25 protein-coding genes and 4 tRNA genes are annotated in these 26,271 nt (G+C 28.7%); 3 read left to right on the top strand and 26 right to left on the bottom strand.

Annotated features, from left to right (window positions below; all coding sequences use genetic code 11):
• The 22 genes from HF850_RS04370 to purR form a co-directional block, all read right to left on the bottom strand.
• A tRNA-Leu gene (locus tag HF850_RS04370) sits at window positions 1-89 on the bottom strand.
• 6 nt (window positions 90-95) lie between these two features.
• A tRNA-Met gene (locus tag HF850_RS04365) sits at window positions 96-172 on the bottom strand.
• An 8-nt stretch (window positions 173-180) separates the two neighbouring features.
• Window positions 181-256, bottom strand: a tRNA-Met gene (locus HF850_RS04360).
• 24 nt (window positions 257-280) lie between these two features.
• Window positions 281-369, bottom strand: a tRNA-Leu gene (locus tag HF850_RS04355).
• A 222-nt stretch (window positions 370-591) separates the two neighbouring features.
• Complete coding sequence (locus tag HF850_RS04350; RefSeq protein ID WP_169104256.1) at window positions 592-996, bottom strand: S1 domain-containing RNA-binding protein; 405 nt, start codon at window positions 994-996, stop codon at window positions 592-594.
• Between the two features lie 143 nt (window positions 997-1,139).
• Window positions 1,140-1,433: a septum formation initiator family protein gene (locus HF850_RS04345; RefSeq protein WP_169104255.1), complete on the bottom strand. Its 294-nt coding sequence runs from the start codon at window positions 1,431-1,433 to the stop codon at window positions 1,140-1,142.
• 77 nt (window positions 1,434-1,510) lie between these two features.
• On the bottom strand, window positions 1,511-1,903 hold the full coding sequence (gene yabQ / locus HF850_RS04340; RefSeq protein WP_169104254.1) for a spore cortex biosynthesis protein YabQ: 393 nt from the start codon (window positions 1,901-1,903) through the stop codon (window positions 1,511-1,513).
• A 9-nt stretch (window positions 1,904-1,912) separates the two neighbouring features.
• A complete protein-coding gene (gene yabP, locus HF850_RS04335) occupies window positions 1,913-2,206 on the bottom strand; it encodes a sporulation protein YabP (RefSeq protein WP_169104253.1) in 294 nt (97 codons plus the stop codon).
• Between the two features lie 123 nt (window positions 2,207-2,329).
• Window positions 2,330-2,590 (bottom strand): RNA-binding S4 domain-containing protein, encoded by a 261-nt coding sequence (locus HF850_RS04330; protein ID WP_169104252.1) that lies wholly within the window; start codon window positions 2,588-2,590, stop codon window positions 2,330-2,332.
• Window positions 2,591-2,708: 118 nt separating this feature from the next.
• The gene (locus HF850_RS04325; protein ID WP_169104251.1) at window positions 2,709-2,984 is read right to left on the bottom strand and encodes an HU family DNA-binding protein; all 276 of its coding nucleotides are present in this window, start codon (window positions 2,982-2,984) and stop codon (window positions 2,709-2,711) included.
• A gap of 215 nt (window positions 2,985-3,199) precedes the next feature.
• Complete coding sequence (gene mazG, locus HF850_RS04320) at window positions 3,200-4,645, bottom strand: nucleoside triphosphate pyrophosphohydrolase (RefSeq protein ID WP_169104250.1); 1,446 nt, start codon at window positions 4,643-4,645, stop codon at window positions 3,200-3,202.
• A gap of 15 nt (window positions 4,646-4,660) precedes the next feature.
• Window positions 4,661-6,199 (bottom strand): polysaccharide biosynthesis protein, encoded by a 1,539-nt coding sequence (locus tag HF850_RS04315; RefSeq protein ID WP_169104249.1) that lies wholly within the window; start codon window positions 6,197-6,199, stop codon window positions 4,661-4,663.
• A gap of 128 nt (window positions 6,200-6,327) precedes the next feature.
• Complete coding sequence (gene spoVT / locus HF850_RS04310) at window positions 6,328-6,876, bottom strand: stage V sporulation protein T (RefSeq protein ID WP_169104248.1); 549 nt, start codon at window positions 6,874-6,876, stop codon at window positions 6,328-6,330.
• Window positions 6,877-7,036: 160 nt separating this feature from the next.
• The gene (locus HF850_RS04305; RefSeq protein WP_169104247.1) at window positions 7,037-8,077 is read right to left on the bottom strand and encodes a peptidylprolyl isomerase; all 1,041 of its coding nucleotides are present in this window, start codon (window positions 8,075-8,077) and stop codon (window positions 7,037-7,039) included.
• A gap of 121 nt (window positions 8,078-8,198) precedes the next feature.
• Window positions 8,199-11,699 (bottom strand): transcription-repair coupling factor, encoded by a 3,501-nt coding sequence (gene mfd / locus HF850_RS04300; protein ID WP_169104246.1) that lies wholly within the window; start codon window positions 11,697-11,699, stop codon window positions 8,199-8,201.
• Between the two features lie 14 nt (window positions 11,700-11,713).
• Window positions 11,714-12,289, bottom strand: coding sequence for an aminoacyl-tRNA hydrolase (pth, locus tag HF850_RS04295; protein ID WP_169104245.1), 576 nt, complete (start codon window positions 12,287-12,289; stop codon window positions 11,714-11,716).
• A gap of 32 nt (window positions 12,290-12,321) precedes the next feature.
• Complete coding sequence (locus HF850_RS04290) at window positions 12,322-13,761, bottom strand: HAMP domain-containing sensor histidine kinase (RefSeq protein ID WP_169104244.1); 1,440 nt, start codon at window positions 13,759-13,761, stop codon at window positions 12,322-12,324.
• Complete coding sequence (locus HF850_RS04285; RefSeq protein WP_169104243.1) at window positions 13,758-14,444, bottom strand: response regulator transcription factor; 687 nt, start codon at window positions 14,442-14,444, stop codon at window positions 13,758-13,760. Before HF850_RS04285 ends, HF850_RS04290 begins: the two co-directional genes overlap by 4 nt.
• A gap of 98 nt (window positions 14,445-14,542) precedes the next feature.
• Entirely contained in the window at window positions 14,543-15,508 is a 966-nt protein-coding gene (locus HF850_RS04280; protein WP_169104242.1) for a ribose-phosphate diphosphokinase, read from the bottom strand.
• 40 nt (window positions 15,509-15,548) lie between these two features.
• Window positions 15,549-16,919 (bottom strand): bifunctional UDP-N-acetylglucosamine diphosphorylase/glucosamine-1-phosphate N-acetyltransferase GlmU, encoded by a 1,371-nt coding sequence (gene glmU / locus HF850_RS04275; RefSeq protein WP_169104241.1) that lies wholly within the window; start codon window positions 16,917-16,919, stop codon window positions 15,549-15,551.
• A gap of 215 nt (window positions 16,920-17,134) precedes the next feature.
• Window positions 17,135-17,413 carry a septation regulator SpoVG gene (spoVG, locus tag HF850_RS04270; RefSeq protein ID WP_169104260.1) on the bottom strand — a complete coding sequence of 93 codons (279 nt, stop codon included), beginning with the start codon at window positions 17,411-17,413 and terminating at the stop codon, window positions 17,135-17,137.
• Between the two features lie 161 nt (window positions 17,414-17,574).
• Entirely contained in the window at window positions 17,575-18,390 is an 816-nt protein-coding gene (gene purR, locus HF850_RS04265) for a pur operon repressor (protein ID WP_169104240.1), read from the bottom strand.
• A gap of 430 nt (window positions 18,391-18,820) precedes the next feature.
• Here purR and murC point away from each other — a divergent pair, with 430 nt between their 5' ends.
• Window positions 18,821-20,200, top strand: a complete 1,380-nt coding sequence (gene murC / locus HF850_RS04260) for a UDP-N-acetylmuramate--L-alanine ligase (protein WP_169104239.1) — start codon at window positions 18,821-18,823, stop codon at window positions 20,198-20,200.
• Window positions 20,201-20,332: 132 nt separating this feature from the next.
• On the opposite strand, the gene HF850_RS04255 is transcribed toward murC, so the two are convergent.
• Window positions 20,333-21,409 (bottom strand): Xaa-Pro peptidase family protein, encoded by a 1,077-nt coding sequence (locus tag HF850_RS04255; protein ID WP_169104238.1) that lies wholly within the window; start codon window positions 21,407-21,409, stop codon window positions 20,333-20,335.
• Window positions 21,410-21,556: 147 nt separating this feature from the next.
• Here HF850_RS04255 and HF850_RS04250 point away from each other — a divergent pair, with 147 nt between their 5' ends.
• Both HF850_RS04250 and asnS read left to right on the top strand, forming a co-directional pair.
• The gene (locus tag HF850_RS04250; protein ID WP_169104237.1) at window positions 21,557-22,255 is read left to right on the top strand and encodes a metallophosphoesterase family protein; all 699 of its coding nucleotides are present in this window, start codon (window positions 21,557-21,559) and stop codon (window positions 22,253-22,255) included.
• Window positions 22,256-22,536: 281 nt separating this feature from the next.
• Complete coding sequence (gene asnS, locus HF850_RS04245) at window positions 22,537-23,931, top strand: asparagine--tRNA ligase (protein ID WP_169104236.1); 1,395 nt, start codon at window positions 22,537-22,539, stop codon at window positions 23,929-23,931.
• A gap of 101 nt (window positions 23,932-24,032) precedes the next feature.
• Here the strand turns inward: asnS and HF850_RS04240 are convergent, their stop codons facing one another.
• The 3 genes from HF850_RS04240 to nrdG all read right to left on the bottom strand — a co-directional run bounded on the left by HF850_RS04240 (window position 24,033) and on the right by nrdG (window position 26,265).
• Window positions 24,033-24,647: a DNA-3-methyladenine glycosylase gene (locus HF850_RS04240; protein ID WP_169104259.1), complete on the bottom strand. Its 615-nt coding sequence runs from the start codon at window positions 24,645-24,647 to the stop codon at window positions 24,033-24,035.
• A 124-nt stretch (window positions 24,648-24,771) separates the two neighbouring features.
• Window positions 24,772-25,647, bottom strand: a complete 876-nt coding sequence (locus HF850_RS04235; RefSeq protein WP_169104235.1) for an aldose 1-epimerase family protein — start codon at window positions 25,645-25,647, stop codon at window positions 24,772-24,774.
• A 108-nt stretch (window positions 25,648-25,755) separates the two neighbouring features.
• Entirely contained in the window at window positions 25,756-26,265 is a 510-nt protein-coding gene (gene nrdG / locus HF850_RS04230; protein WP_169104234.1) for an anaerobic ribonucleoside-triphosphate reductase activating protein, read from the bottom strand.
• Window positions 26,266-26,271: the final 6 nt, after the last annotated feature.

Genomic DNA, 26,271 nt, shown 5'->3' with positions numbered 1-26,271 from the left:
TGGTGCCGAAGACCGGAATCGAACCGGTACGGTGTTTAACCACCGCAGGATTTTAAGTCCTGTGCGTCTGCCAGTTCCGCCACTTCGGCACATATTGGTAGCGGAAATAGGACTTGAACCTACGACACCTCGGGTATGAACCGAGTGCTCTAGCCAGCTGAGCTATTCCGCCATATTAATTGGTTGCGGGGGCAGGACTTGAACCTACGACCTTCGGGTTATGAGCCCGACGAGCTACCGACTGCTCCACCCCGCGATAAACCATTACCATATATAATTTTGGTGCCGAAGACCGGAATCGAACCGGTACGGTGTTTAACCACCGCAGGATTTTAAGTCCTGTGCGTCTGCCAGTTCCGCCACTTCGGCTTATCACCTTAACGAATATCTCGTCAACAACAAAACTAATTATAAAGTATAATTTATACTATGTCAACAAATTTTTTATATTTTTTTATAAATTATATTAAATTCTGCTTTATATCTATATTTATTAATGTAATTGATGTAGAATAAAGCCCTATTTTACTGCATTTTATCCTACATCTTATACTAAATAATAATATCTATAATTATGTGGTATAAAGGATATTAATAACCCTTCTTTCCACCTTTACTCTTGAATTCTTGATGCTTCTTAACATCTTGCATTCTTTCTTCACTATCCTTTAGGAATTTAGACATTATATCTTCAAAATTTCCTGCTGGTTTCTTTTTTTCAGATGCTTTCCAATCAATTTCTGCTGGTTTAGCTGATTTTTTTTGAACATTTGCTTGCTTAATTGAAAGACTAATTTTACCATTATCATCAATTGATATAACTTTTACTTTAACTTTATCTTGTTCACTAAGGTGTTCTCTAATATCTTTTACGTAAGAATCTGCAACTTCTGAAATGTGAACTAATCCAGTCTTGCCTTCTACCTCGATAAAAGCTCCAAAATTTGTGATATTTACCACTGTGCCTTCTACTATGTTTCCTGCCATTAAGGTCATGTTTAAAAGATTCCTCCTTAAATTTAAAAATATATTATTAAAAGAATAAAATTTAAATTATTCTTTTTTAAATACACATTTAATTATTCTTTAATTCTTATTATATTATTCAAAAGTTTTTAGGTTCATCCATAAAATAAAAGTTAATTAGAGCCTGTTCCTTTATCATCACTATTAACAACCTTCTCACCTGGTTTAATCATACCAAGTCTTTCTCTTGCTAATTTTTCAAGGTAATCGTCTGAGCCAGAATTGATCTTATCGACCTCATCTTGAAGTCGTTCATTCTTTTGCTTAATTTCTTCTAATTGTGTTTGCTTACTAGAAATCTCTTCTTTAATTCTGTTCATTGTCATAAATTGTCTTACATAACTACAAACAAAAAATATAGCAAATCCTATGATTACCAATTTTTTTATTAGTATTTTCTTTTTCATCTATAGAACCTCTATTTTACAAATTCTCTTAAGTATATTGTAAACACTATATTGCTAATATTCAAGTAGTTTTTTTATCATTTCTTCCTATCTGTAACTTTATATAAAATGAACTTTAGTGGGTATAATAAGTTTTTTATAGTAACCCTTATAATCCTACATATACCGTTTACTATAATTTTTTCTGCATTATAAAAATATTGGCTTATAAATTTAAAATAGAATAAAAGTGAAATAATAATAAAGATGTATACATACGGAGTTAAAAAAGCATAGTTAGTATATAGCAAGAAGGTGAATATAATCATCCCAGCAAGAATCCAAAATAATATATCTTCTATCATAGCTACTACTCTTTTTGAATTTAAATCACGTATTATTCTGTAAATATCAAATAATATTCCTGTTATAATTCCTGCTATTATACTATAAATAACTATATTAAATTGCATATTAATCTCTAAAAGCATATTAATAACCTACTTGAATAATTTACTTAATAAGCTTTCATTGTTCTTTTTTATGTTCTTGCCATTATAAACCATAGAGGCAATACTTCCTGCTATTATTACATCTCCATTTTGTACATCTAACTTATTCATTTTTAAATCTGAACCCTTAATAGTTAAGTTGCCAAGCTTTGTTGATAATTCTATTTTTTCTTCATCAAAGCTCATAACTTCAACAACACCACTTAATGTCAATTTTTTTCTATTTTCTAATAATAAATTTGATTTTGAATCTTCCATCTTAATTTCTTCACGCTTTTCCATGAGATATTCCCTCCAAATTATTTTTCATATTTAAATATATATGTTTATATTTTTGTTTTAGAATGAGTAACTATATGGATAGCTATGATGATAAAAAAATAAAGAGTAGTTTCTTTTTCTCAACTACTCTTTATCTTCTTCACCTTCAAGGATTATGTACATTTCTTTGGCATCTTCTTTTCTCACATGCTCTGCAATGTTAACTATTTTGGCTTTTAATATTCTATTTGCAAAAGTAATTTGAATAATATCACCTTCTTTTATTTTAGTTGAAGGTTTAGCTACTTTATCATTAATTAATATTCTGCCACTTTCACATACTTCTTTTGCTACAGTTCTTCTTTTTATTATTCTAGATACTTTTAAATACTTATCTAATCTCATACTAACTCCTTTTATTAGAAGAACCCGAGTAATCCTCGGGTTCTTAACGAGCAAACACTATAGGTAATTATCTTAATACTGCTCGTTTCATTATCTATAATTTCGCTGTTAACTAATATTATTTGTTAACTTTATCTTTGAATTCTTTACCTGCTTTGAATACTGGAACAGTTGTTGCAGGAATTTGGATAACTTCTTTAGTTCTTGGGTTTCTTCCTTCTCTTGCAGCTCTTTCTCTAGTTTCGAAAGTTCCGAATCCAACTAATTGAACTTTTTCACCGTTTTCTAATGCTTCTTCAACACTTTCAATGAAAGATTTTAATGCTAATTCTGCATCTTTCTTTGTTAACTTACTTTTTTCTGACATACTAGTTATTAATTCTGCTTTATTCACAATAACATCCTCCTTAAAATCCAGTTACATATTCTTCTAACTGTTTTCATATATGTACTAAATTGCACTCCTTTATTATATAACCTCTTTAGCTAGCCGTCTATAGCAATCTCTTTCTTTTACTATAGATAACCAAATCATGCAATAAAGTTTTACAACATAGTTCTTTATAAAATATTATTCTTCATAAACTAAAAAAATCCTTTATTATTGATTTAGTTTTTTGATTCTTCCCAAAGTTTATTCATTTCTTCTAGCGAAATTTCTTCTAAGCTCATACCTTTTTCTTGTGCCTTTAATTCGATATAGGCAAATCTCTTTATAAACTTGTCTATTGTAGAATTTAATGCTGATTCCTCATCAATTTTCAATATTCTAGCAACATTTACACATGAAAATAATAAATCGCCAACCTCATCTTTTATTTTATCCATATTTTCTGTATTATATACATCCATTATTTCTTTAAGTTCTTCATTTACCTTATCTATAGCAGAATTTATGCTTTCAAAATCAAACCCTACTTTTCCAGCTTTACTTTGAACTTTATGTGCTCTTAATAAAGCAGGAAAAGATTTCGCAATTGCCTCCATTTCTTCTGTAAGATTATTAAATCCTTTTTCGTCTTTTTTAAATTCATCCCACTTTTCAAGTACATCTTCTGAAGAATTTACTCCATTTAAATTTCCAAATACATGTGGATGTCTATTTATCATTTTATTACATATTCCACTTATTATATCTCCAATATCAAAATATCCATCTTCTTTTCCTATTGATGCATGGAATACAACTTGTAAAAGCACATCACCAAGCTCTTCAATAATGGCATCATCATCATCTTTTTCAATTGCATCTACAACTTCATAGCTTTCTTCTATTAATGCTTTTTCTAAAGATTTGTGAGTTTGTTCTCTGTCCCAAGGGCAGCCGTTTTCCCCTCTAAGAACTTCAATAATTTGTAATAAATCATTAAAATCCTTTTTATTATTTAAATCCTTTGGAATATATACAGAAGTTAAATAATCTATATCTTCCTGCATATCTAATTCAAATAAAGGTATTTTTCTTATACTTTCTTGACCCTTTATTCCAGCTGCTCTTACATAATATATTTCTGTCTCATCATTGTATTGTTCTAAAAGCTTTAATTTTACTTCTGATGCAATAAGAGGATTATATACCTGTGTTATTACAGTTCCTATTCTCTTATCTAATATCTGATTATTTATATCAAAAGCATCTATAACTTTTAATCCTTCTATAGGGTCAATCATAAGAGCTTCCATCATAGCATCTATAAAACTTACAGCAGGAATTACTTTATATTTAATATTATTCTTTTTGCATGCTTCCACTAAATTAAAAACTGATTTTTCAGCTACTAATGGATGACCTGGAACTGCATATACTACATCCCCTAATTCCTCATGCTTTTTCACTAAGTCATCAGCTATATTTAAATATACCTCATCAAAGCTTTCCATTGTATCATAAATATTATCATATGTTTCAAACTTAATATCTTGTTCTTTAAGATAATCTACTGTAGGATGTTTTTCAGTTCTTAAAAAAACATTTTTACAATTTTTAAGTTCTTTAATTGTTCCTATAGTTAGTGCTTCTTCTGCTCCAGGTCCTAATCCAAGTATTTTAATCATTGGGTTATCTCTCCTTTATCTCTTTCTATTAAATCTATTTTTTATTTCATTAACTTCAAATACTTTAAAAGCAAGTATCAATATTATATACATTATCATACCTAAAAATATAGATATTAAGCAAGATAATCCATTACTCCCTATATTCTTGTATATACTATTATAGCTTAACAGCACAACTATCATCATAATAATTGCAGCAAAACAAGGTTTTATCAATATTTCATAAAAGTTCATTGTTACCTTTATGCATATTCTAAGAGTTATTATATTTAATATACTAGCTGTTACATAGGCTCCTATACTAGCTATAACAGCTCCATAAATATTAAATTCAGTAATAGAAACCAGCATAGATGTAAGAATAATTTTAACTATACATCCAATAAATAAATTAATTACTGGTTTTATATAATGCCCTGTTCCCTGAAGTATAGAAGTTGTTGTTTGAGTAACAATAATAAACGGAATCGAAATTGATAAATATTTTAATATTTCAGAACCTTCCGATCTTCCTGGAAAAATTAAATTTAATATCGGTCCTGATAAAAAGAATAATCCAAACATGCAAGGCAAAGCTATTACTGCTGCCATCTTCATTGCTGCATCTATTTTATTTTTAAGTTCTGCTTTCTTATTCAATATAAAATTTTCAGCAATTATAGGAATTAATGATGTACATATAGCCATAGATAAAGTTAAAGGTATATTTGTTATGACTGCAGCTTTTCCTGTTAACTGTGCATACAAAATAGTAGCCTGTGTATTATTTAATCCAGCCTGTAAAAGTTTTTGAGGTACTAAAATTGAATCTATTAAATTCATTATACTGCCAACTGTTGTTCCAAGAGATATTGGAACTGCTATTTTTAGTATAGAACTTAATACTTCAGTATTAGTCTTTATTTTTTTTATTTTAAAATTTTTCTTCGTTTTTTTATATTGCGAAAATAAATAAGATCCTCCTAGTACTGCACCTGCTGTTGCTCCAAATGCTGCGCCTCCTGCAGAATATTCTATACCTTTAGGAAGTAATATTATGGCTAGTCCTACTCCAAATATTACTCTTCCTATTTGTTCAAGAATCTGAGATATAGCTGAAGGAGTCATATTTTGAAAACCTTGAAAGAAACCTCTAAATATTGTTGTAAATGATATTATAAATGGTGCAAAAGATATTCCTATTAATGAATAATAAGCTTTAGAATCCCATTTCAGAAATGAAATAATAGGCTTTGCAAAAAAGAATAATGCAAAAGTTGTGCCTATTCCTATAGTTATCATTAAATACGCTGACTCTTTTACTACTTGAAAACTGCCATCTATATCATTTAATGCGTTCCTTTCAGAAATCATTTTTGACATAGCAACTGGCAGTCCTGATGCTATTTCAATAAAAAACATATACAAAGGATATGACATTTGATAATATCCTACTCCTTCATCTCCTATAAGCATTATCAAAGGCCACCTAAAAAATAATCCTAAAAATCTAGCTAATATTCCTGCTATACCCAATATAAGGCTTCCCTTAATTAAAGATTGCTTTTTCATAAAACGCCTCCAAACTCACATATGTTACTACTTAATTTTTATGTGAATTTAAAGGCATTAATGACTCTTATTAATTTCATATAAATCATTTTATTTTTCTTTACAACGCTTACATAAAATCACTTATCTTATTGCTCCATCTGTTTTCCTAAAAAAGCTGCAGCTGTTTCAACTAATTTTGTTTCAACTTCTCCTAGTTCTACATCTTCTTTAGACAAAATAATTACTGCACCTATTTCATCACCTTCTGCTATTATTGGTGCAATAACCTGACTATTATATGATGTTTCTTCATCATCGTTATGTAGAGGTATTACTGAATTATCAGATTTATTCAACAATACGGTTTTTCTTCCATCCATTATCTTTTCTAATTCACTGCTTACTTTTCTTTCTAGATATTCTTTTTTAGTTGCTCCGCTTACTGATACAAAAGCATCCTTATCACATATTAAGACAATATGTCCGATTACCTGTTGCAAACTTTCACAATATTCCTTAGAAAAATCAGTTAATTCTTCTATTGGAGAATATTTTTTTAAAATTACCCCACCATCTCTATCTGTAAATATTTCTAACGGATCTCCTTCTCTTATTCTTAAAGTTCTTCTTATTTCCTTAGGTATAACTACTCTTCCTAGATCATCAATTCTTCTAACTATTCCTGTTGCCTTCATATAGGTTTTTAACCCTCCTTTAAAACTCTATTAATTAGTTGCATTATTATTATTTGAATTTCTAGAAATTTTATACACTTATAACTAAATTTTATACGCTATACTTAAGTATTTTCACAAAAAAAGAACCCCTTAAAATAAGGAATTCTTTTTAATAAAACTATAATCTATCTTCGTAAGTTTTAACCTTTATAGTTTCTTTCCATTCATTTAATTTATTTTGAATAGCCTGACTCTGCTTTTGTTGTAATAATTGAACTTTTATTTGATCCTTAACTTGATCAAATGGTATAACTGTTGCATCTTTAAGACCAGTAGCTTTTATTATATGATATCCAAATTGGCTCTTAACTGGATCAGAAATTTGACCTTCACCTAAATTTTTAAATCCTTCTAAGAAATCTTTATCATAATTTGCTTGATCATATGTAACAAATCCTAAATCTCCACCGTTATCCTTAGTTCCATCTGTTCCATATTCAGAAGCTAATTTAGCAAAGTCTTCACCTGCATCTAATTTAGCCTTAACTTCTTCAGCCTTTGCTAATGATGCATCAAAATCTATATTTCCATCAGCATCTTTTTCAGCTATTAAAATATGAGCAGCATTTGCTCCTGCTGATTGTGTGTATTGCGAATCTTTATTTTCATCATAATATGCTTTTACATCATCATCAGTTACTTCAATATCCTTAGTTATATCATCATATACTTCTTGAACTTTAAGTTCTTTAGCTTGAGCTGCTTTAAATGAATCTTCTGTAAATCCATTTTGTTCTAATACTTGATCAAAATTATCTCCATACTGTTCTTTTAATTTACTTATATTATCTTCAACTTGTTTATTTATTTCGTCGTCAGAAATTTGAAATTCTGTTTGTTCTAATGCAAGTTGTTCATTTATCTCATTTTCTAAACATTGCTTCTTAATTTGTTTGATTCTATCCTTTATTTTAGCATTATTTTCATAGTCATCACCATATTGTTGTTTTAGTTGATCTACACTTATTCCAATATTATTCATTAAATAACTATTAAAATCCTCGTCAAAATCAGCTTTTGTTATTTTAGTATTCCCAACAGTAGCATATACTGTTTTTTGTATTGCTTCTGGTGTTTTTTCTATCATTTTACATCCCATAACTGAAACTGATAACGAAAGTACAGCTATAGAAGCAATAAATTTTCTTAATTTTTTCAAAGTTTTCCCCTCACTTATTTCTAAAAATTACTATAGAGTTATATTCTTAGTATAACAATATTAAATTTATAATTCAATTTTTTATGCTATTTCCAACTTATTCTGTTATATCATATTTTTGTTACAATATTATGTCATTAAAAACTTCTTTTAGAAACTCTAATTTTTCCTCTTTCTTCATATCCTTTAATTTAAAAGCAAAATATGGTTTTGTTCCAAATTTCAATACCACACTATCTTTATATTTATTAATTAGAATCTTAAATATTTTTTTGTAATCATTATCTCCATCTGCAAATTTAAATACTATATCCTTAGGATTTTCTTTTATTTCTTCAATAAATAAGGATTTAGCCTGACTCTTTATATATGCAATATCCATAAGATTACGTACTGGATCTGGTATTGATGAATATCTGTCTTCTAGTTCTTCTTTTATATCGTTATATTCTTCTGCATTATCTATTGCAGCTATTTTCTTATATACTTCAATTTTTTGAATTTCATCATGTATATAATTAGCAGAAATATATGCATCTACCTTAAGATCAACTGTTGTTTCTATTGGTTCCTTGGTAATTTCACCTTTTATAAGTTTTACTGTATCTTCAAGCATTCTACAATACAAATCATACCCTATAGCAGCCATATGTCCATGCTGGGATGATCCCATCATATTTCCAGCACCTCTTATTTCAAGGTCCCTCATTGCTATTTTGAAACCTGATCCTAACTCAGTAAAATCTTTTAAGGCCTTAAGTCTCTTCTCAGCTACCTCTGTTAATACTTTATCTTTAGTATATAAAAGATAAGCATATGCAATTCTATTGGATCTTCCAACTCTTCCTCTTAATTGATAAAGTTGTGATAATCCCATTTTATCAGCATCAGAAACTATAATTGTATTTACATTTTGTATATCCATACCTGTTTCTATAATAGTTGTACATACTAACACATTGTATTTCTGTTCCATGAAATCAAACATTTCCTGTTCAAGCTGCTTTTCATTCATCTGTCCATGAATGATTCCAACCTTACATTCAGGAACTAAATTTTGAACATATTCAGCAATAGCTTCTATATTTTCAACTCTATTATATACAAAATAAACTTGGCCACCTCTGCCTATTTCCCTAAGTATAGCATCTCTTACAAGCTGATCATTTTGTTCTACAACATAAGTCTGAATAGGATATCTTTCTTCTGGTGGAGTTTCTATTACAGATATATCTCTTACACCACTAAGCGACATATGTAGTGTTCTTGGTATTGGAGTAGCACTAAGAGTTAATACGTCAACGTTTTTCTTTATATTTTTTATCTTTTCTTTTTGTTTTACTCCAAATCTCTGTTCTTCATCCACTATTAGAAGCCCTAAATCTTTAAATTGAACGTCTTTAGATACAAGTCTATGAGTTCCAATTAAAATATCAATATTTCCTTCTTTGGCTTTTTGAAGAGTTTCCTTTTGTTCTTTAGTAGTTCTAAATCTACTCACCATATCTATTTTTATAGGAAAATCCGAGAATCTTTTCACCATATTTTTATAATGCTGCTCTGCTAAAATAGTAGTTGGCACAAGAAATGCTACTTGCTTACCATCCATAACCGCTTTAAATGCTGCTCTTATAGCAACTTCTGTTTTTCCATAACCAACATCACCACATAAAAGTCTATCCATAGGCTTATTAGATTGCATATCAGCTTTTATTTCCTCTAATGATGTTAATTGGTCTGGAGTTTCTTCAAATGGGAATTCTTCCTCAAACTGCTTCTGCCATTCAGTATCTTTTGAGAACTTATAGCCTTTAACAGTTGATCTCATAGCATAAAGTTTAACTAAATCTTCTGCAATTTCATTAATTGATTTTCTTACCTTAGCTTTAGCCTTCTGCCAATCTGCACTTCCTAATTTATTAATCTTAGGTGATTTTCCTTCACTTCCAATATACTTCTGAATTAAATCAAGCTGATCTACAGGAACATAAAGTTTATCTCCTTTATCATACACAATATCTAGATAATCTCTTTTATGCCCTCCGACTTCAATTTGCTTAATACCTTTATATACACCTATACCATGATTTGCATGAACTACATAATCTCCAGGTTTTAGTTCAGCAAAACTCTTAATTTTTGCTACACCTTTTCTCTTTGATTTTTTCTTTTTTAATTTTCTTTTAGCTTCACCAAAAACTTCTTTATCTGATATTACACATACTTTAAAATCTGGATACTCAAATCCCTTTAGCTGGTTACCAAATGTTATAATAGCTTCTCCATATTGAATACTATCTATAGTATCCTTATATGAACTTTCTATCCCCATATCTCTTAGGGTACCTACTAAACGTTCTCCTCTAGCTCTAGTTCCTGATAAAATAACTGTCTTATAGCCTTGATTCTTCTTATTTTTAATATCTTCTATCAATAAATCAAGCTGACCTTGATAATTATTTAAAGTTATTTCAGATAAATTAATTTTAGAAAATGGCTTAAGCCATTCTATATTCTTTTCAAGAGTTTCTAGAACAGCAATATCTCTAGCTGAAAATAATTCAAAAACTTCTTCTTTTCCTATTAATAGCTGTCCTTGTTTTGGGAAAATATCACCTCTCTCAGAAAATGCAGTGAAATTCTGTTCAAACTCTAAATAAGTAGAATCTAATTTACCTTTACATCTTTGAGAATTATCTACAATAAAAAAGTAATTCTTAAAATAATCAAAAAGAGTTTCTGTTTTTTCACAGAAATAAGGAAGATAACTATCTATAGTTTCAAAAGAAGATGTTTCTTCAAGCATTTCAAGATTTTTATTTAATATTGCTCTTAACTTTTCAATTCTTTCTTTATCTGTATTACTATTTTCTATTGCTAAAAAATCTTCTTTTAATGCATTACATCCATTTTCAAGGCTTTCTTGTGTAATAATTATTTCTTTTGCTGGAAATATCTCAATTTTTTTTACTTTATCAATACTTCTCTGAGACTCAACATTAAAAGTTCTTATTGATTCTATTTCATCTCCAAAAAGCTCAATTCTATATGGATAAGAAGAACATGTTGGAAATACATCAAGAATTCCTCCCCTTAATGAAAATTGACCTTTTCCCTCTACTATTTCAACCCTTTCATATCCAGATTGGACTAGTTTTTTAGTTATTTCATTAAAATTAACTTCATCATTTTCTTTTAATTTCATAGTATAATCTTGAAATAATTTACGTGGACTATACCTTGCTGAAAATGCATCAATAGAAGTAACTACTATTTTTTTCTTTTTATTTAGTATCGAATTTATTACTTTTAACCTTTCCCATCTCAAATCACCTGAAATAGCATCTATATTATAGAAAACCATTTCCTTAGCTGGAAAATAGTACACTTCATTTGTATATAACAACAAATCTTCATAGAAGTTTTTAGCTTCTACATCACTTTGAGTAACAATTACAATAGATTTATCTATATTCTCAAAAATTCCATCTACTATATACCCTCTCCCTGATTCAGAAGCCCCATATATTCCAATGGGAAACCTCTTTTGTTCTATACTTTCTAAAATACTATTAAATTCCCTACTATCCTCCAAGGGCTCCAATAACCCTTTTAATCTCATTTTATGCACCATCCTTAAATACTTTTAGTTGATTTAAATCCATTAAATTTATTCATTGCTGTTTTCACATCGTCTTTTATCATTTCCCCTACAGCCTTTGTTGAAGCATCTATACTTTCAGATAACACTTCCATTTCCTTATCTGAAAATTTACCTAATACATAGTTAACTAAGTCAACATCAGGTTGTCCTACCCCTACTTTAATTCTTGGGAATACATCTGTGCCAAGATGTGCAATTATACTCTTAATCCCATTATGCCCACCAGCACTACCTTTTTCTCTTATTCTTAATCTTCCTACATCTAGACTTATATCGTCATAAATTACTATAACATCTTCATTAGTTAATTTATAAAAATCAACAACTTCTCTTATACTTTCACCACTAAGATTCATATAAGTAGAAGGTTTTAATAAAATTACTTTTTCGCCATTTATAAATCCTTCACCATATACACCTTTAAATTTTTGCCTATTTATTTCAATATTATACTCTTTTGCAATATTATCTATAACTTTAAATCCTATATTATGTCTTGTATTTTCATACTGAGCTCCTGGATTTCCTAATCCTACTATTAAATGCATCTCTTTTTCCTCCTATATTTAAATAAAAATATTTATTTCCTATTGGATAGCATTACTAATTTATTATGTAGTGAATACTTTGTAAGTGTAAAAATAAATGAGACTCCCTTAACATCATCATTTTTTGCATATATTTCTTCTCCTTGCTGCATAAGAATCATTCTTACTATTGGCAAACCAAGTCCTGTACTTACTTTATTTGTTCTAGCTTTATCAGATTTATAAAATCTATCCCATATATGAATAAGTTCCTCATCTGTTAGTTGAGGACCATCATTAAAAATTTCTACAAGAATCTTATGTCCTCTTGAGTATGTATCTATTTTTATGTTTCCATTATTTTTACAATACTTGATTGCATTATCTAAAAGATTAGTTATGACCTGCATAGTTTTATCTCGGTCTGTATTCACATAACATTTATCATTCATAAGATTAACATTTAGTATTATTCCCTTTTTTTTAATCTTTCCTTCATTATTTATAATGCATATTCTAATTAATTCGTTAATATCTATTTTCTCTATATTAAATTTTAATTTTCCTGATTCTATTGCAGATAAATCAAGTAAGTCATTAATAAGTCTAGTTAATCTCTGTATCTCACTATAAACTCTTTTTAAATAATAACCTTCCTGCTCTTTAGGAATTACTCCATCTATTATCGCTGCTATAAACCCTTTTATAGAAGTTATTGGAGATCTTAGCTCATGTGAAACATTAGAAATAAAATCTCTTCTATTCTTTTCTACTTTTTCTAATGACTCCGCCATACTATTAAAAGAAGATGCAAGCTGTCCTATTTCATCTTTTGATTTTATACTAACTCTTTTATCTACCTCTCCATTTGCAATTTTTTTTGCTGCGCTGTTTATATCTTCTAAAGGATTTATGAGCATAGTTTTTGTAAACAATGCTATAACAAAAATAGAAAATATAATTGTACAGATAGATGATATCCATATTATCATATATATCTTATGAAGCTGACCATTTATTATAGAAAGTGGTGATATCATTACTATATATCCTAAAAAATCTTCTCCATCCATAATTGCATCTATATGCGTATATGAATCATTTATATATTCAATACATTCACCATTTTCAAGTATATTCATACTTTCATCTGATATATTTGAAAATAATTTTTTAAGATCTTTTCCTATAATATTAGATGACAAATACAATACTTCATTGTCTGAATTAATAATAGCAATCTGTGAATCTACCGATATGCTAGCTATATTAATCTCTGACTGTAATTCTTCTCTTGAAAAATTATTTTTATATTTATTTAAAATAAATGCTTTCGATATATACTGTGATGTATTTTGAAGTTGAACTCTTTTTTTATCGAAGAAGTTCCCCTTAAACCAAACCGACAAAGTCAATGCCAAAAAAATAAAAACAAATCCTAATATAATAGCATTTACTATTATTAATTTATAAAGAAGACTTTTCCTCATCATTTAACCTCAAATTTATAACCTACGCCCCATACAGTTTCTATCTGCCATTCTTCTCCACTACTTAATTTTTCTCTTAATCTTTTTATGTGTACATCTACAGTTCTAGAATCACCTGGATAATCATATCCCCAAACTTCGCATAATAACTGCTCTCTAGTAAAAACTTTATTCTTATTACTTGCTAAATAATAAAGAAGTTCAAATTCCTTAGGAGGCATTTTTATATCTTCATTCCTATAAACTACTTTATAAGATGTAGAATCTATAATTAAATTACTTAGTTTAATAACTTCACTCTTAGTACTTTCTATAGAGTATCTTCTAAGAACTGCCTTTACCCTTGCTAAAAGTTCCTTAGGTTCAAAAGGTTTAACTATATAATCATCTGCACCTAATTCTAATGCTAACACTTTATCAAAAGTATCGCCCTTAGCAGTAAGCATTATTACAGATTTTTCCCCCTGCTTTCTTATCCACTTTAATAAATCAATTCCATCTATTACAGGAATCATAACATCTAATAAAATCAAATCTGGATCATATTCCATATATACTGTTTGTGCCTCTTTTCCATTAGTTGCAATTTTCGCATTATATCCTGAGCTTTTTAAATACATATTTATAACTTCACTAATATTTTCATCATCATCAACAATTAATACTTTTGCTGTAAATCCTTCCATAATGTAAATACTCCCTCCACATATTATTAATTATAATCTTAAAACTCCCTCTACGGCTATACCATAACCACAAAGGGAGTTCTATTCTATATAATAAATTACTTTTGATATTCAAATAATTTACTTATTGGCTGGTCATCATATATTCTCTTTATTGCTTCTGCAAATAAAGGTGCAACAGAAATTGAAGTAATCTTAGTTGTGTCCATATCTTCTCTTAATGGTATTGTATTAAGCATTACTAATTCTTCAATTGCTGAACTATTAATTCTATCTATTGCAGGGCCAGATAATACACCATGTGTACAGCATGCATAAACATTTTTAGCTCCTAAATCCTTTAATGCATTTGCCGCATTAGTTATAGTACCTGCTGTATCAATCATATCATCTATTAAGATACATCTTTTTCCTTCAACATCACCAATTATATTCATTATTTCTGAAACATTTGCTTTAGGTCTTCTTTTATCTATGATTGCTATTGGTGCATGTAGATTATCGGCAAATTTTCTCGATCTTGTAACACTTCCTAAATCAGGAGATACAACTACAACATCATCCTTATCTTCAAGTCCCATCTTTATGAAATGTTCAGCAAGTATAGGTCCTCCTAATAAATGATCAACTGGAATATTAAAATATCCTTGTATTTGAGCTGCATGTAAATCCATTGTTAATACTCTGTTTGCACCAGCAGCAGTTAAAATATCTGCAACAAGCTTTGCTGTTATAGGATCTCTAGATTTAGCTTTTCTATCCTGTCTAGCATATCCATAGTATGGTATAACAGCTGTAATTCTTCCTGCTGATGCTCTCTTAAATGCATCTATCATTATTAATAATTCCATTAAATTATTATTTACTGGAGCACAAGTAGATTGAACTATAAATACATCATTTCCTCTTACAGTTTCATTTATATCCACTGATATTTCTCCATCACTAAAAGTGGAAACCTTAGATTTACCTAATGGTACTCCTAATATATCTGCAATATTTTGAGCTAATTCACAGTGTGAATTTCCAGTAAAAACTTTTATATTTCTTCTATGAGTTATCATTGTTTAGAAGACCTCCTTATAATTTAGAAAATTTAAAACTTTATTTCTTTAAGCCTTTTTTTTCTACCCATCCACTAATATTTTTTTGTTTAGCTCTTGCTATAGCAAGTTCCCCTTCTTTTACTTCTGAAGTTATTGTAGAACCAGCTGCTATATAAGTATTATCTTCTACTTTTACAGGAGAAACTAGATTTGTATTACAGCCTATGAAACTATGATTTCCAATTATTGTTTTATGCTTTTCTTTTCCATCATAATTAACAACTACTGTACCGCATCCAAAATTACATTCTGAACCAACTTCTGCGTCTCCTATATATGTTAAGTGAGATACTTTAGTTCCATCACCAATTGTTGATTTTTTAATTTCTACGAAATCTCCTATTCTAGCATGTTTTCCTATTGTTGTTTCAGGTCTTATATATGCAAAAGGCCCAACAGTCGTATTATCACCAATATTACTATTTAATATAACAGAAGATTGGATGTCAACTTCATTTCCTACAACACTATCAGCTATTCTAGAATTTTGATATAAGACACAATTGCTTCCTATCTTTGTATTTCCCTCAAGTATATTGTTTGGATATATAATAGTATCTTTTCCTATTTCAACATCTATTCCTATATATGTTGTCTTAGGGTCAATTAGTGTAACTCCATTTTCCATGTGCATAAGGTTAATTCTATTTTTTAATATTTCTTCAGCTTCTGCTAATTGAACTCTTGAATTAACTCCTATTGTTTCTTCAAATTCAGTAACAACTGCTCCTATCTTCTTTTCTTCAGACTTTAATATTTCTATAACATCTGTAAGGTAGTATTCACCTTGATTATTGTTATTATTAATCTTACCTAATGAGCTCACTAATAATTCTATGTCAAAGCAATATATTGCAGTATTCATTTCTTGAATTTTTAATTCTTCTTCATTACAATCTTTATGTTCTACTATTTTTAAAACTTCATTGTTAGAATCCCTAACTATTCTTCCATATCCAGTTGGATCTTCAACCATTGAAGTTAAGATAGTTGCTGCATTTTTATTTTCTATATGTTCATTAAATAATCTTTCGATTGTTGATTGCTTTATTAATGGTGTATCTCCTGCAAATACTGCTACAACACCTTTCTTTCCTTTTAAGAAATCTTCTGCACATTTTACTGCATGACCAGTTCCTAATTGTTCTTCTTGTAAAGAATATGATACATTTCTATCACTTGTTCTTTCCTTTACAAGTTCAGCACCTTTACCAACAATTACATCCACATCATTGATTCCAGATTTTCTAATTGAATCTATAACATGGTTTACCATTTCTTTTCCACATACTTTATGTAATACTTTAGGTAAATCTGATTTTATTCTTTTTCCTTGTCCTGCTGCTAAAACTAATGCGCATTTATACATTTACAACACCTCATTTATAATACATTAAAACGATTATTCCCTATAAAATTTATGTCTATTATTCATCCTAATTAATTATATTTGAAAGAACTTTTTATTTCAAGCTATATGAAATTAATGCCCATATATATTTCATATGCATAAACATTATTAATGTATGAATAATACTATACACAAAAATAAGAGGAAGCTTTGACTCCCTCTTATTTATAATTCTAATTATTTTCGTCTTCTGTTTCTTCTACTGCTTTTTTGTAAGCATCTAAAATAGCTGTTTGAATTTTTTCTCTTGCTTCAGTATTAATTGGGTGTGCTATATCTTTAAATTCACCATCTGGTGTTTTTCTACTAGGCATAGCAATAAATAACCCCATTTGACCTTCTATAACCTTGATATCATGAACAACAAATTCATTATCAAATGTAACAGAAACTATTCCTTTCATTTTTCCTTCTGATGCGATTTTTCTAATTCTTACATCTGTAATTTGCATCATATCCACCCCTTCCCAGTTGCTTATAAAATATTTAATATTATATAAATTCTCCATATATTTGTAAATTCCTTTGAATTTAAATAAAAATATTAAATAATTAATTTATATAAATTTATATAATCCCACTAGAAACAGGTTTAATCATATAAATAATTTATTTATTCAAATAATTTTGAAGGTTTTATTCCTATTATAGAAGATTTATCTACTTCTTCTAATTCAACAATAGATACATACTCATCTACTAATTTCTTTTCACTCTTCTTATTGTCAACTAGTACTCCAATTCCAACTAATTCACTATCAAATTCCTTTAATAAATCCTTTATTCCTACAGCAGTTCCTCCGCCTTTCATAAAGTCATCAATGAAAATACATTTGCTATTATTCTTCATTGACTTTTTAGATAAAGACATTTGTTGAAGTCTTCCGTTACTTCCTGAAACATAATTAATAGTAACAGTAGGTCCCTCTGTCACTTGACTATCACGTCTAGCAATAACGAGCTGTACTCCTAAGTTTCTAGCTACTTCATAAGCTAATGGGATACCTTTAGTTTCAACAGTTATTACATAATCTAAATCTGTTCCTTGAAAACATGAAGAAAGCATAACTCCAGCCTTACTTATTATAGTAGGATTATATATCAAATCTGTCATGTATATTATGTTGCCTGGTATGACTCTTCCATCATCCTCTAATAACCTACATAATTCTAACGCAAAAGCTCTATTACTTTCATCACCATTGCCTGAAATATATTTTATCCCACCTGCTACTCCAGCAATAGTTTCAATTTTCCCCATCTCTAATCTTTCTAAAACTTCTCTTACTACAACTATATCTTCACTAATTGTTGATTTTGCTGCATTTAACAACTCAGAGAATCTATTTAATCCGAATATTTTATTTGGATTTTCTAATAAAATTTTAGTTATAGCCACCACTCTTTTATTTCTCGTAAACTTTTCCACTCAAATCACCTACACGAATTTTATTTTATTAAATCCCTTTAATATTCATATTTTATTCTAATTTTAAACCAATATCAATGCTTTTAGTCATAAAATTATATTATATATAATTGTCCAAATCAATTGTATAGAGTATATTTTCTATTTTAATTGCATATTTATTTTTTTATATGGTTGATTCTAAAAAAAATGTATATAATTATAGTTAAAGTGTAAAATTAAAAATTTGTTTTTCTAAATAATTTAGGTATTTCTGATTTAATAATGTGAACATAATTCATATATTTATTAATATTATTATAGTATGTTGTCTTTTCATAAAAGTTTATTCATTATAGATAATCAGGAATTTTCCTTATCTATTTAATAAACTCTTTTTTAATCCTAATATACAAATAATATTCCAAAATCAATAAAAGGAGTTGATTTCATGTCTTTTGATTTTATAAAAGATAAAGATAAAAAAATTCATTTCATCGGCATCGGTGGTATTAGCATGAGCGGATTAGCTGCCGTACTTTTAAACAGTGGTTTTAAAGTATCAGGATCAGATTCTAAAAACTCACCAATTGTTGAAAAACTAAGAACTGAAGGTGCTGAAATTTACATAGGCCATAGCAGAGATAACATTAAAGATGTAGACTTAGTAGTTTATACAGCTGCAATCCCTTCTGATAACCCTGAAATAATGGAGGCAAAAGAAAAAAATATTCAACTAATGGATAGAGCTGAATTTTTAGGTCATATAATGAAAGGACATAAATATAATGTGGCTATTTCTGGTACTCATGGAAAAACTACATGTACATCTATGCTATCACATGTAACTCTTGCTGCAGACTTAGATCCAACAATATTAGTTGGTGGAGAATTAGATATAATAGACGGAAACTTTAGAATAGGTAAGAGCGAATATTTCTTAACTGAAGCATGTGAATATAAACGTTCATTTTTAAAGTTCTTCCCATATGTAGGAGTAATATTAAATATAGATGCAGATCATTTAGATTGTTACAAAGATATAGATGATATTGCAGACACTTTTGAAAAATTCTCAAAAATTATTCCTAACAATGGATACCTAGTTGGATGTGGTGATGATGAAAGAGTAAAGAAAATACTTGATAAAGCTGAATGTAACACTATAAGCTATGGATTTAACGATGGAGTAGATGTTACAGCTAAAAATATTAAATTCAACAAAATGGGATGTGCTTCTTTTGATGTAGTAAAAGATGGCAAGACATTATTTAGTCTTTCATTAAAAGTTCCTGGAAAGCATAATGTTTTAAATGCCCTTGCTTCTGTATGTGTTTCTTTAATATTTAACATTGATTCTCAAGCTATAATTGCTGGATTAGAAAAATGTAAAGGTGCGCACAAAAGATTCGAATATAAAGGTGAAAAGAATGGAGTTACTGTAATAGATGACTATGCTCATCATCCAACAGAAATACAAGCTACATTAAATACAGCTCAAAAAATAGAACACAATAAAGTATATTGCGTATTCCAACCTCATACCTACACTAGAACAAAATCATTATTTGATGAATTTGCAAATTGCTTTGGCAATTGTGATGAACTTATTCTAATGGATATTTATGCCGCTCGTGAAAAAGACACTGGTTTAGTTTCTTCTGATGAATTAGGTGATGCAATAAGAAAAACTGGTGTTAAATGTACAAATGTACACTCTCATGATGAAGCAGTTGAATATGTTAAATCAAAACTTACAGATGGAGATTTATTATTAACTGTTGGTGCTGGTGATGTCGTTATTGTTGGAGAAAAATATCTTAACGACTAATAATAAATAATTATTATATTTTAAATATGGATAGATGACTATCTAAAGCTAGTCATCTATCCATATTATTTACTATCTAAATTTATTTATTAGTAAAATTTATATTTTTATTAATTTAAATATCTACAAAAATTAAATAACAGTTAGTTCTTTCGAAACAGAATTTAATATTTCACATCCATCTTTAGTTACTAAAACTAAATCTTCAATTCTAACTCCTATTTTTCCACTTAAATATATTCCTGGTTCAATTGAGAATATCATTCCTTCTTGAACAGTATCGTTATTTACGGAACTTACATCACCTTTGTCATGTACTTCTATTCCTATACTATGTCCTGTTCTATGAGTAAAGTATTCTCCATATCCTTTTTCAGTAATATAATCTCTTGCTGCTGCATCAATTTCTGAGAATTTAACTCCTGCTTTAACTTTAGCTATTCCTCTTAAATTAGCTTCTTTTACAATTTCATAAATTTCTTTCTTGAAATCATCTGGTTCTTCTTTAAAGAATACAGTTCTAGTCATGTCTGAACAATAATGATTGTATAATCCACCAATATCTATAACTATACAATCACCTTTTTTAAGCTTGGTATTGTCACATTCATGATGTGGATCTGCGCCATTATCTCCAAAAGCAACTATAGGATCAAACGAAAATCCTTGCGCTCCTTCGTCTTCATATATTTCAGCTAAAAGTCTAGCACATTCTTTTTCAGTGTATCCTTCTTTAATTTCAGACCAAAATCTCTTCATTACTCTATCATTAATTTGAGATGATTTTCTCATTAAATCTTTTTCTTCATGATCTTTTATCATTCTCAAATCATCTATTATATCTGAAGAATTAACAAATCCAGATACTATATTCATATTCATAAGTCTTATTAAGAAGTGTGCAGGCCAGAATTTATCTATCCCTAAAGTTTTACCTTTTTCTAACACACTACTTAAAACTCCTACAGCATCATCACTATCTGTAAACCATACTATATCTACACCTAAGTCCTCTTCTATTGGAAATAATCTATTTACTACAAATTTATGATTTCTATTTGTATTAATATAAAGTGCTATCATTCTTTCTCCTGCTGATATCCACTTTCCTGTTAAATAATATATTGAAGCTGGAGATGTAACAATTAACTGAGATAGATCATTTTCTTTCATTTTCTCAATTACTTTAAGTACTCTTTCATCTTTCATTTCAATTCCTCCTTCTATTTCTTTCATTAGTTTTTTATATCATTTCATTATATTATATATCTTTTCTGTATAAAATAACATTACTCCAATGAGAATGGGTGATATAATATAATATATTATATGTCATGTCAATTAGGAGGAATACTTATGAAAATAGCAGTAATATCAGACATACACGCAAACATATATGCATTAAGAAATATTTTAGAACATATTGATGACCAAAAAGTAGATACTATTATATGCCTTGGAGATTTAGTTGGATATGGTCCACATCCAAATGAAGTAGTTGCAGCTATAAGAAGAAGAAATATATTATGTATAAAAGGAAACTATGACAGTTCTGTTGTAGACAACCAGTATTCATATATAAGAGAAACTCAGCTTAATAGCTTTTCATTACCATGGACAGTAAACGAATTAAGAGAAGAAAATAGACTATATCTAAAAAATCTTCCAAATAGCATAAGTTTAAATATAGCAAATAAAAAAATATTATTTGTTCACGGAAGTCCAAACAAAGTTAATGAATATCTTTTAGAAAATGGTGAAAATACAGCTGAAATTATGGAAAAATTAAGCGAAGATGTTCTTGTATGTGCCCATACTCATCTACCTTCAGCAAAAAACTTTAACAATAAACTATATATAAATTGTGGAAGCGTCGGAAAACCAAAAATAGGAAGACCAAATAGTACATATTGTATATTAGATGTTACTGAAGATTCAGGTATCAAAGTTGAAATAAAAGAAGTTGAATATGATGTTAAAAAGATAGTTAAGGATATGACTATGCTTGAATTTCCATCTATGCTTATAGAAACCTTTAAAACTGGTATAGAATAATATTTTTATTTATATAAATAAACCATATACATAGAATGTATTTACTCTTCACATTGTGTGTACATAGCTAATTTGCATTCAACAAGAAAGTATTGTAAAATCTATTTAGCATTAACCTTAATAGTATACATGTACGATTACAAGCAGATTTTAACTACGACAGCTATGTTTTACTCGAAGTATTAGTAATATTTTCATAATAATATAAATTAATTATGAAAAATTTTTTACATCTTTATATTATAAAACAAGATTAATTATAAAAATGGAGGTCATGTATTATGGCAAAATCAACTTTAATAAGAAGCCTTTATAGAAATACTGACGATTTCTTATCAAAGGAAATAACAATCTCAGGATGGATTAGAACATTAAGAGCTTCTAATGCTTTTGGATTTATAGAAATTAACGATGGTTCTTTCTTTAAAAATATCCAAGTAGTTTTTGATGACAAATTAGATAATTTTAAGGAAATTTCAAAATTACCTATAAGTTCATCATTAAAGGTAATTGGTACTTTAGTAGCTACACCAAATGCTAAGCAACCATTCGAAATTCAAGCAAAAGAAGTAGTAATTGAAGGTATGTCAAACTCTGATTACCCATTACAAAAGAAAAGACATACATTTGAATATTTAAGAACAATAGCTCATTTAAGACCTAGAAGTAATGCATTCTCAGCTACATTTAGAGTACGTTCAGTAGCGGCATATGCAATACATAAGTTCTTCCAAGATCAAAACTTTGTATATACAAACACACCAATAATAACAGGAAGTGACTGTGAAGGTGCAGGTGAAATGTTCAGAGTAACAACTTTAGACCCAAAATCACCTGAATTAACAGAAGACGGAAATGTGGATTTCAGCAAAGATTTCTTTGGAAAAGAAACTAACCTTACTGTTTCAGGACAATTAAATGCAGAATGTTTCGCATTAGCTTTCAGAAATATCTATACATTTGGTCCAACATTCAGAGCTGAAAATTCTAATACTACTAGACACGCAGCTGAATTCTGGATGATAGAACCTGAAATAGCATTCGCAGATTTAGAAGATGATATGGAACTTGCAGAAGCAATGCTTAAATATGTAATCAAGTATGTAATGGATGAATGTCCAGAAGAATTACAATTCTTTAACTCATTCATAGATAAGGGATTATTAGATAGATTAAATCACGTAGTTAACTCTGACTTTGCTAGAGTTACTTATACTGAAGCAGTTGAAATATTACAAAACTGTGGTAAAAAATTCGATTACCCAGTATCATGGGGAATTGACTTACAAACAGAACACGAAAGATATCTTACAGAAGAGCACTTTAAGAAACCTTTATTTGTAACTGATTATCCAAAGGAAATTAAAGCATTCTATATGAGATTAAATGATGATAACAAGACTGTTGCTGCAACAGATCTTTTAGTGCCAGGAATCGGTGAAATCATTGGTGGAAGCCAAAGAGAAGAAAGACTTGACGTTTTAGAAGCTAGAATGGCTGAATTAGGTCTTGCTAAAGAAGATTACTGGTGGTACTTAGAACTTAGAAAATACGGAGAAACTAAACACGCTGGATTTGGATTAGGATTTGAAAGATTAATAATGTACATTACTGGTATGACTAATATCAGAGATGTAATACCATTCCCAAGAACTCCAGGAACATCTGAATTCTAAGATTAATATAAAAGCAAAGAGTATGATAATTCAAAAAATAATTATCATACTCTTTTATTTCAGAAAAATATTCAATCTATTTTACTGGTTTTTTTAAAAACTTATTTTACTGATATATAAGGGTTTCCTTTTATATAAAATCTCCAAGGAAATTCAACTGCTTCTTCTGCATAATCAATTCCTACTCTTGTTGTTTCTACAATTTCAAATGGATTCTTTTCTTTAGAATCTTCTATATAAAAATCTCCCTTTTCATATAACTTTTTATAATTATCCTTTTTGTCAATGGAATATGCCATACATAATTTTGATGGCCCATTTGTAAGTGCCTTTTTTTGAGCACTCTTTAATTCATCATATTTTTTATTAAATCTTTTTTCAGAAATATAATCTAACTCATTTAATGGTTCAACAGCTCTTATAAGTACTCCTTCACCCTTATCTTCTTCTCCACTTATTACATTAAAGCAGTGATATAATCCATATATAAAATATACATATGCAATACCACCTTCTCTAAACAAAGGTTCTGTACGTTCTGTACGTCTTCCATTATAAGCATGGGATGCTTTATCTATTTCTCCTATATAAGCTTCAGTTTCAACTATCTTTCCTTTAAGTATTTTTCCATCTACAGTTCTTACAATGGTTTTTCCAAGAAGTTCTTTTGCAAGTTCTAATGCTCCCTGCCTAAAAAATTCTTTTTTTAAAATCACTTTTATCACCATCTTGTTCATAATATATTTGTATTTTATCCACACCCCAAGAATAATAATCCACATAAATAATTTACTTTTCAACATTTATGTGAATAAGATGCTTAAAATTATAGAGTTAATTTTACCCTACAGTTATCTTAAATGTACAACTAAATTTCTTACCTTCTTCCAGGCTTATTATTCCTTCCTTTTCTTTAAATTCCCCATCAAAATCTTCGTAATCAGCATGACCATACCATGGCTCTATGCACACAAATGGTGCACCATCTTTTGGTGACCATATTCCCATCCAAGGAAATCCTGAAAAATCAACTTTAAGGCTTTTATTATTGTTTTTTGATTTTATAGCCATACTATTAGATTTTAAATCATTAAAAATCAATGCATCATCTTTAAATAATTCTTTAGAAAGTCCAAGTGAATTTGTATTTTCTAAACATTCTTCTTTAATATGTGTTAAATATCCCTGTTCATTTAAAGCAGCTCTTTTACTATTTTCCTGATTTTCAAATTCAATATAACAATCATTAAGCTTATCATTATTGTCTATTGGACACATAAATGCTGGATGAGAACCAATTGAAAAATAAATAGTTTTATCATCAATATTTTCTACTGTATAAGTAACTTTTACAGTATTATTTTCTAATGAATAATTAGATTTTAAAGAGAATTTATATGGATACACCTTTAAAGTTTCTTCTGATGATTTTAATTCAAATGTTACTTCATTATCCTTTTTATCTATCATATTAAACTCAGATGTTCTAGCAAGCCCATGCTGTGGAAGTTCATAAACTTTTCCTTCTACCCTATATTTTGAATTATTTACTTTTCCCACAATAGGAAATAAAATAGGTGCATGATACTTCCAGTATTCAGGATTTCCATCCCATAAATACTGTGTTCCATCAGTTTTGCTCTCTATAGCTGTAATCTCTCCACCATAACTTCTAGTTGTAATCTTTAAATTTGAATTTTCTAAAATGTAATTCATTTTATACCCCCAATGATTATAGTCAGCAGTTAACAATTAACAGTTAACAGTTTTTTATTTTAATAACCTGTATTTAATATATATCTTATTGTTAGAAATACAGATAAATTAATAATCTAGTGTAATAACTTTTCCTTGTTTTAAACTTTCCTTAATATCAATAATCCTCTGGTTTGATGAACCTCTAAATTTTAAGCCATCTTTCATTTTATCTTCTTCAAATCTTCCATCAACTAATACATCAATATTTTTAAGAAGATTATCCCATCCTGTTCTTTCATCTTTATGTTCCAAAATATACTCATATGTATAGCCAGTATAGCTCCATACACTTAAATTATGTTCTTTAAAGGCTTTTGCCATATATGCAAACTTATCAGCTTGTTCCCATGGATCTCCTCCACTAAATGTAACTCCTCTAAGTATTGGATTTTCTATTACATCTTTAATAAGCTGATCCATATTCCTTTCTTCACCACCATTAAAGTCATGAGTATCTTGATTAAAGCATCCTTTACAGTTATGTTTGCATCCTTGTGAGAAAAATACTCTTCTCATACCTGGTCCATTAACCAAGCTTTCATATGCAATTCCTGATAATCTAATATTTTTCTCCATGCTATC

The sequence above is a fragment of the Clostridium sp. SM-530-WT-3G genome (genome assembly GCF_012843905.1).
GTDB lineage: Bacteria > Bacillota > Clostridia > Clostridiales > Clostridiaceae > Clostridium.
The sequence above is the reverse complement of the archived record's forward strand: the minus strand, read 5'-3'. Positions and strand labels throughout refer to the sequence as shown.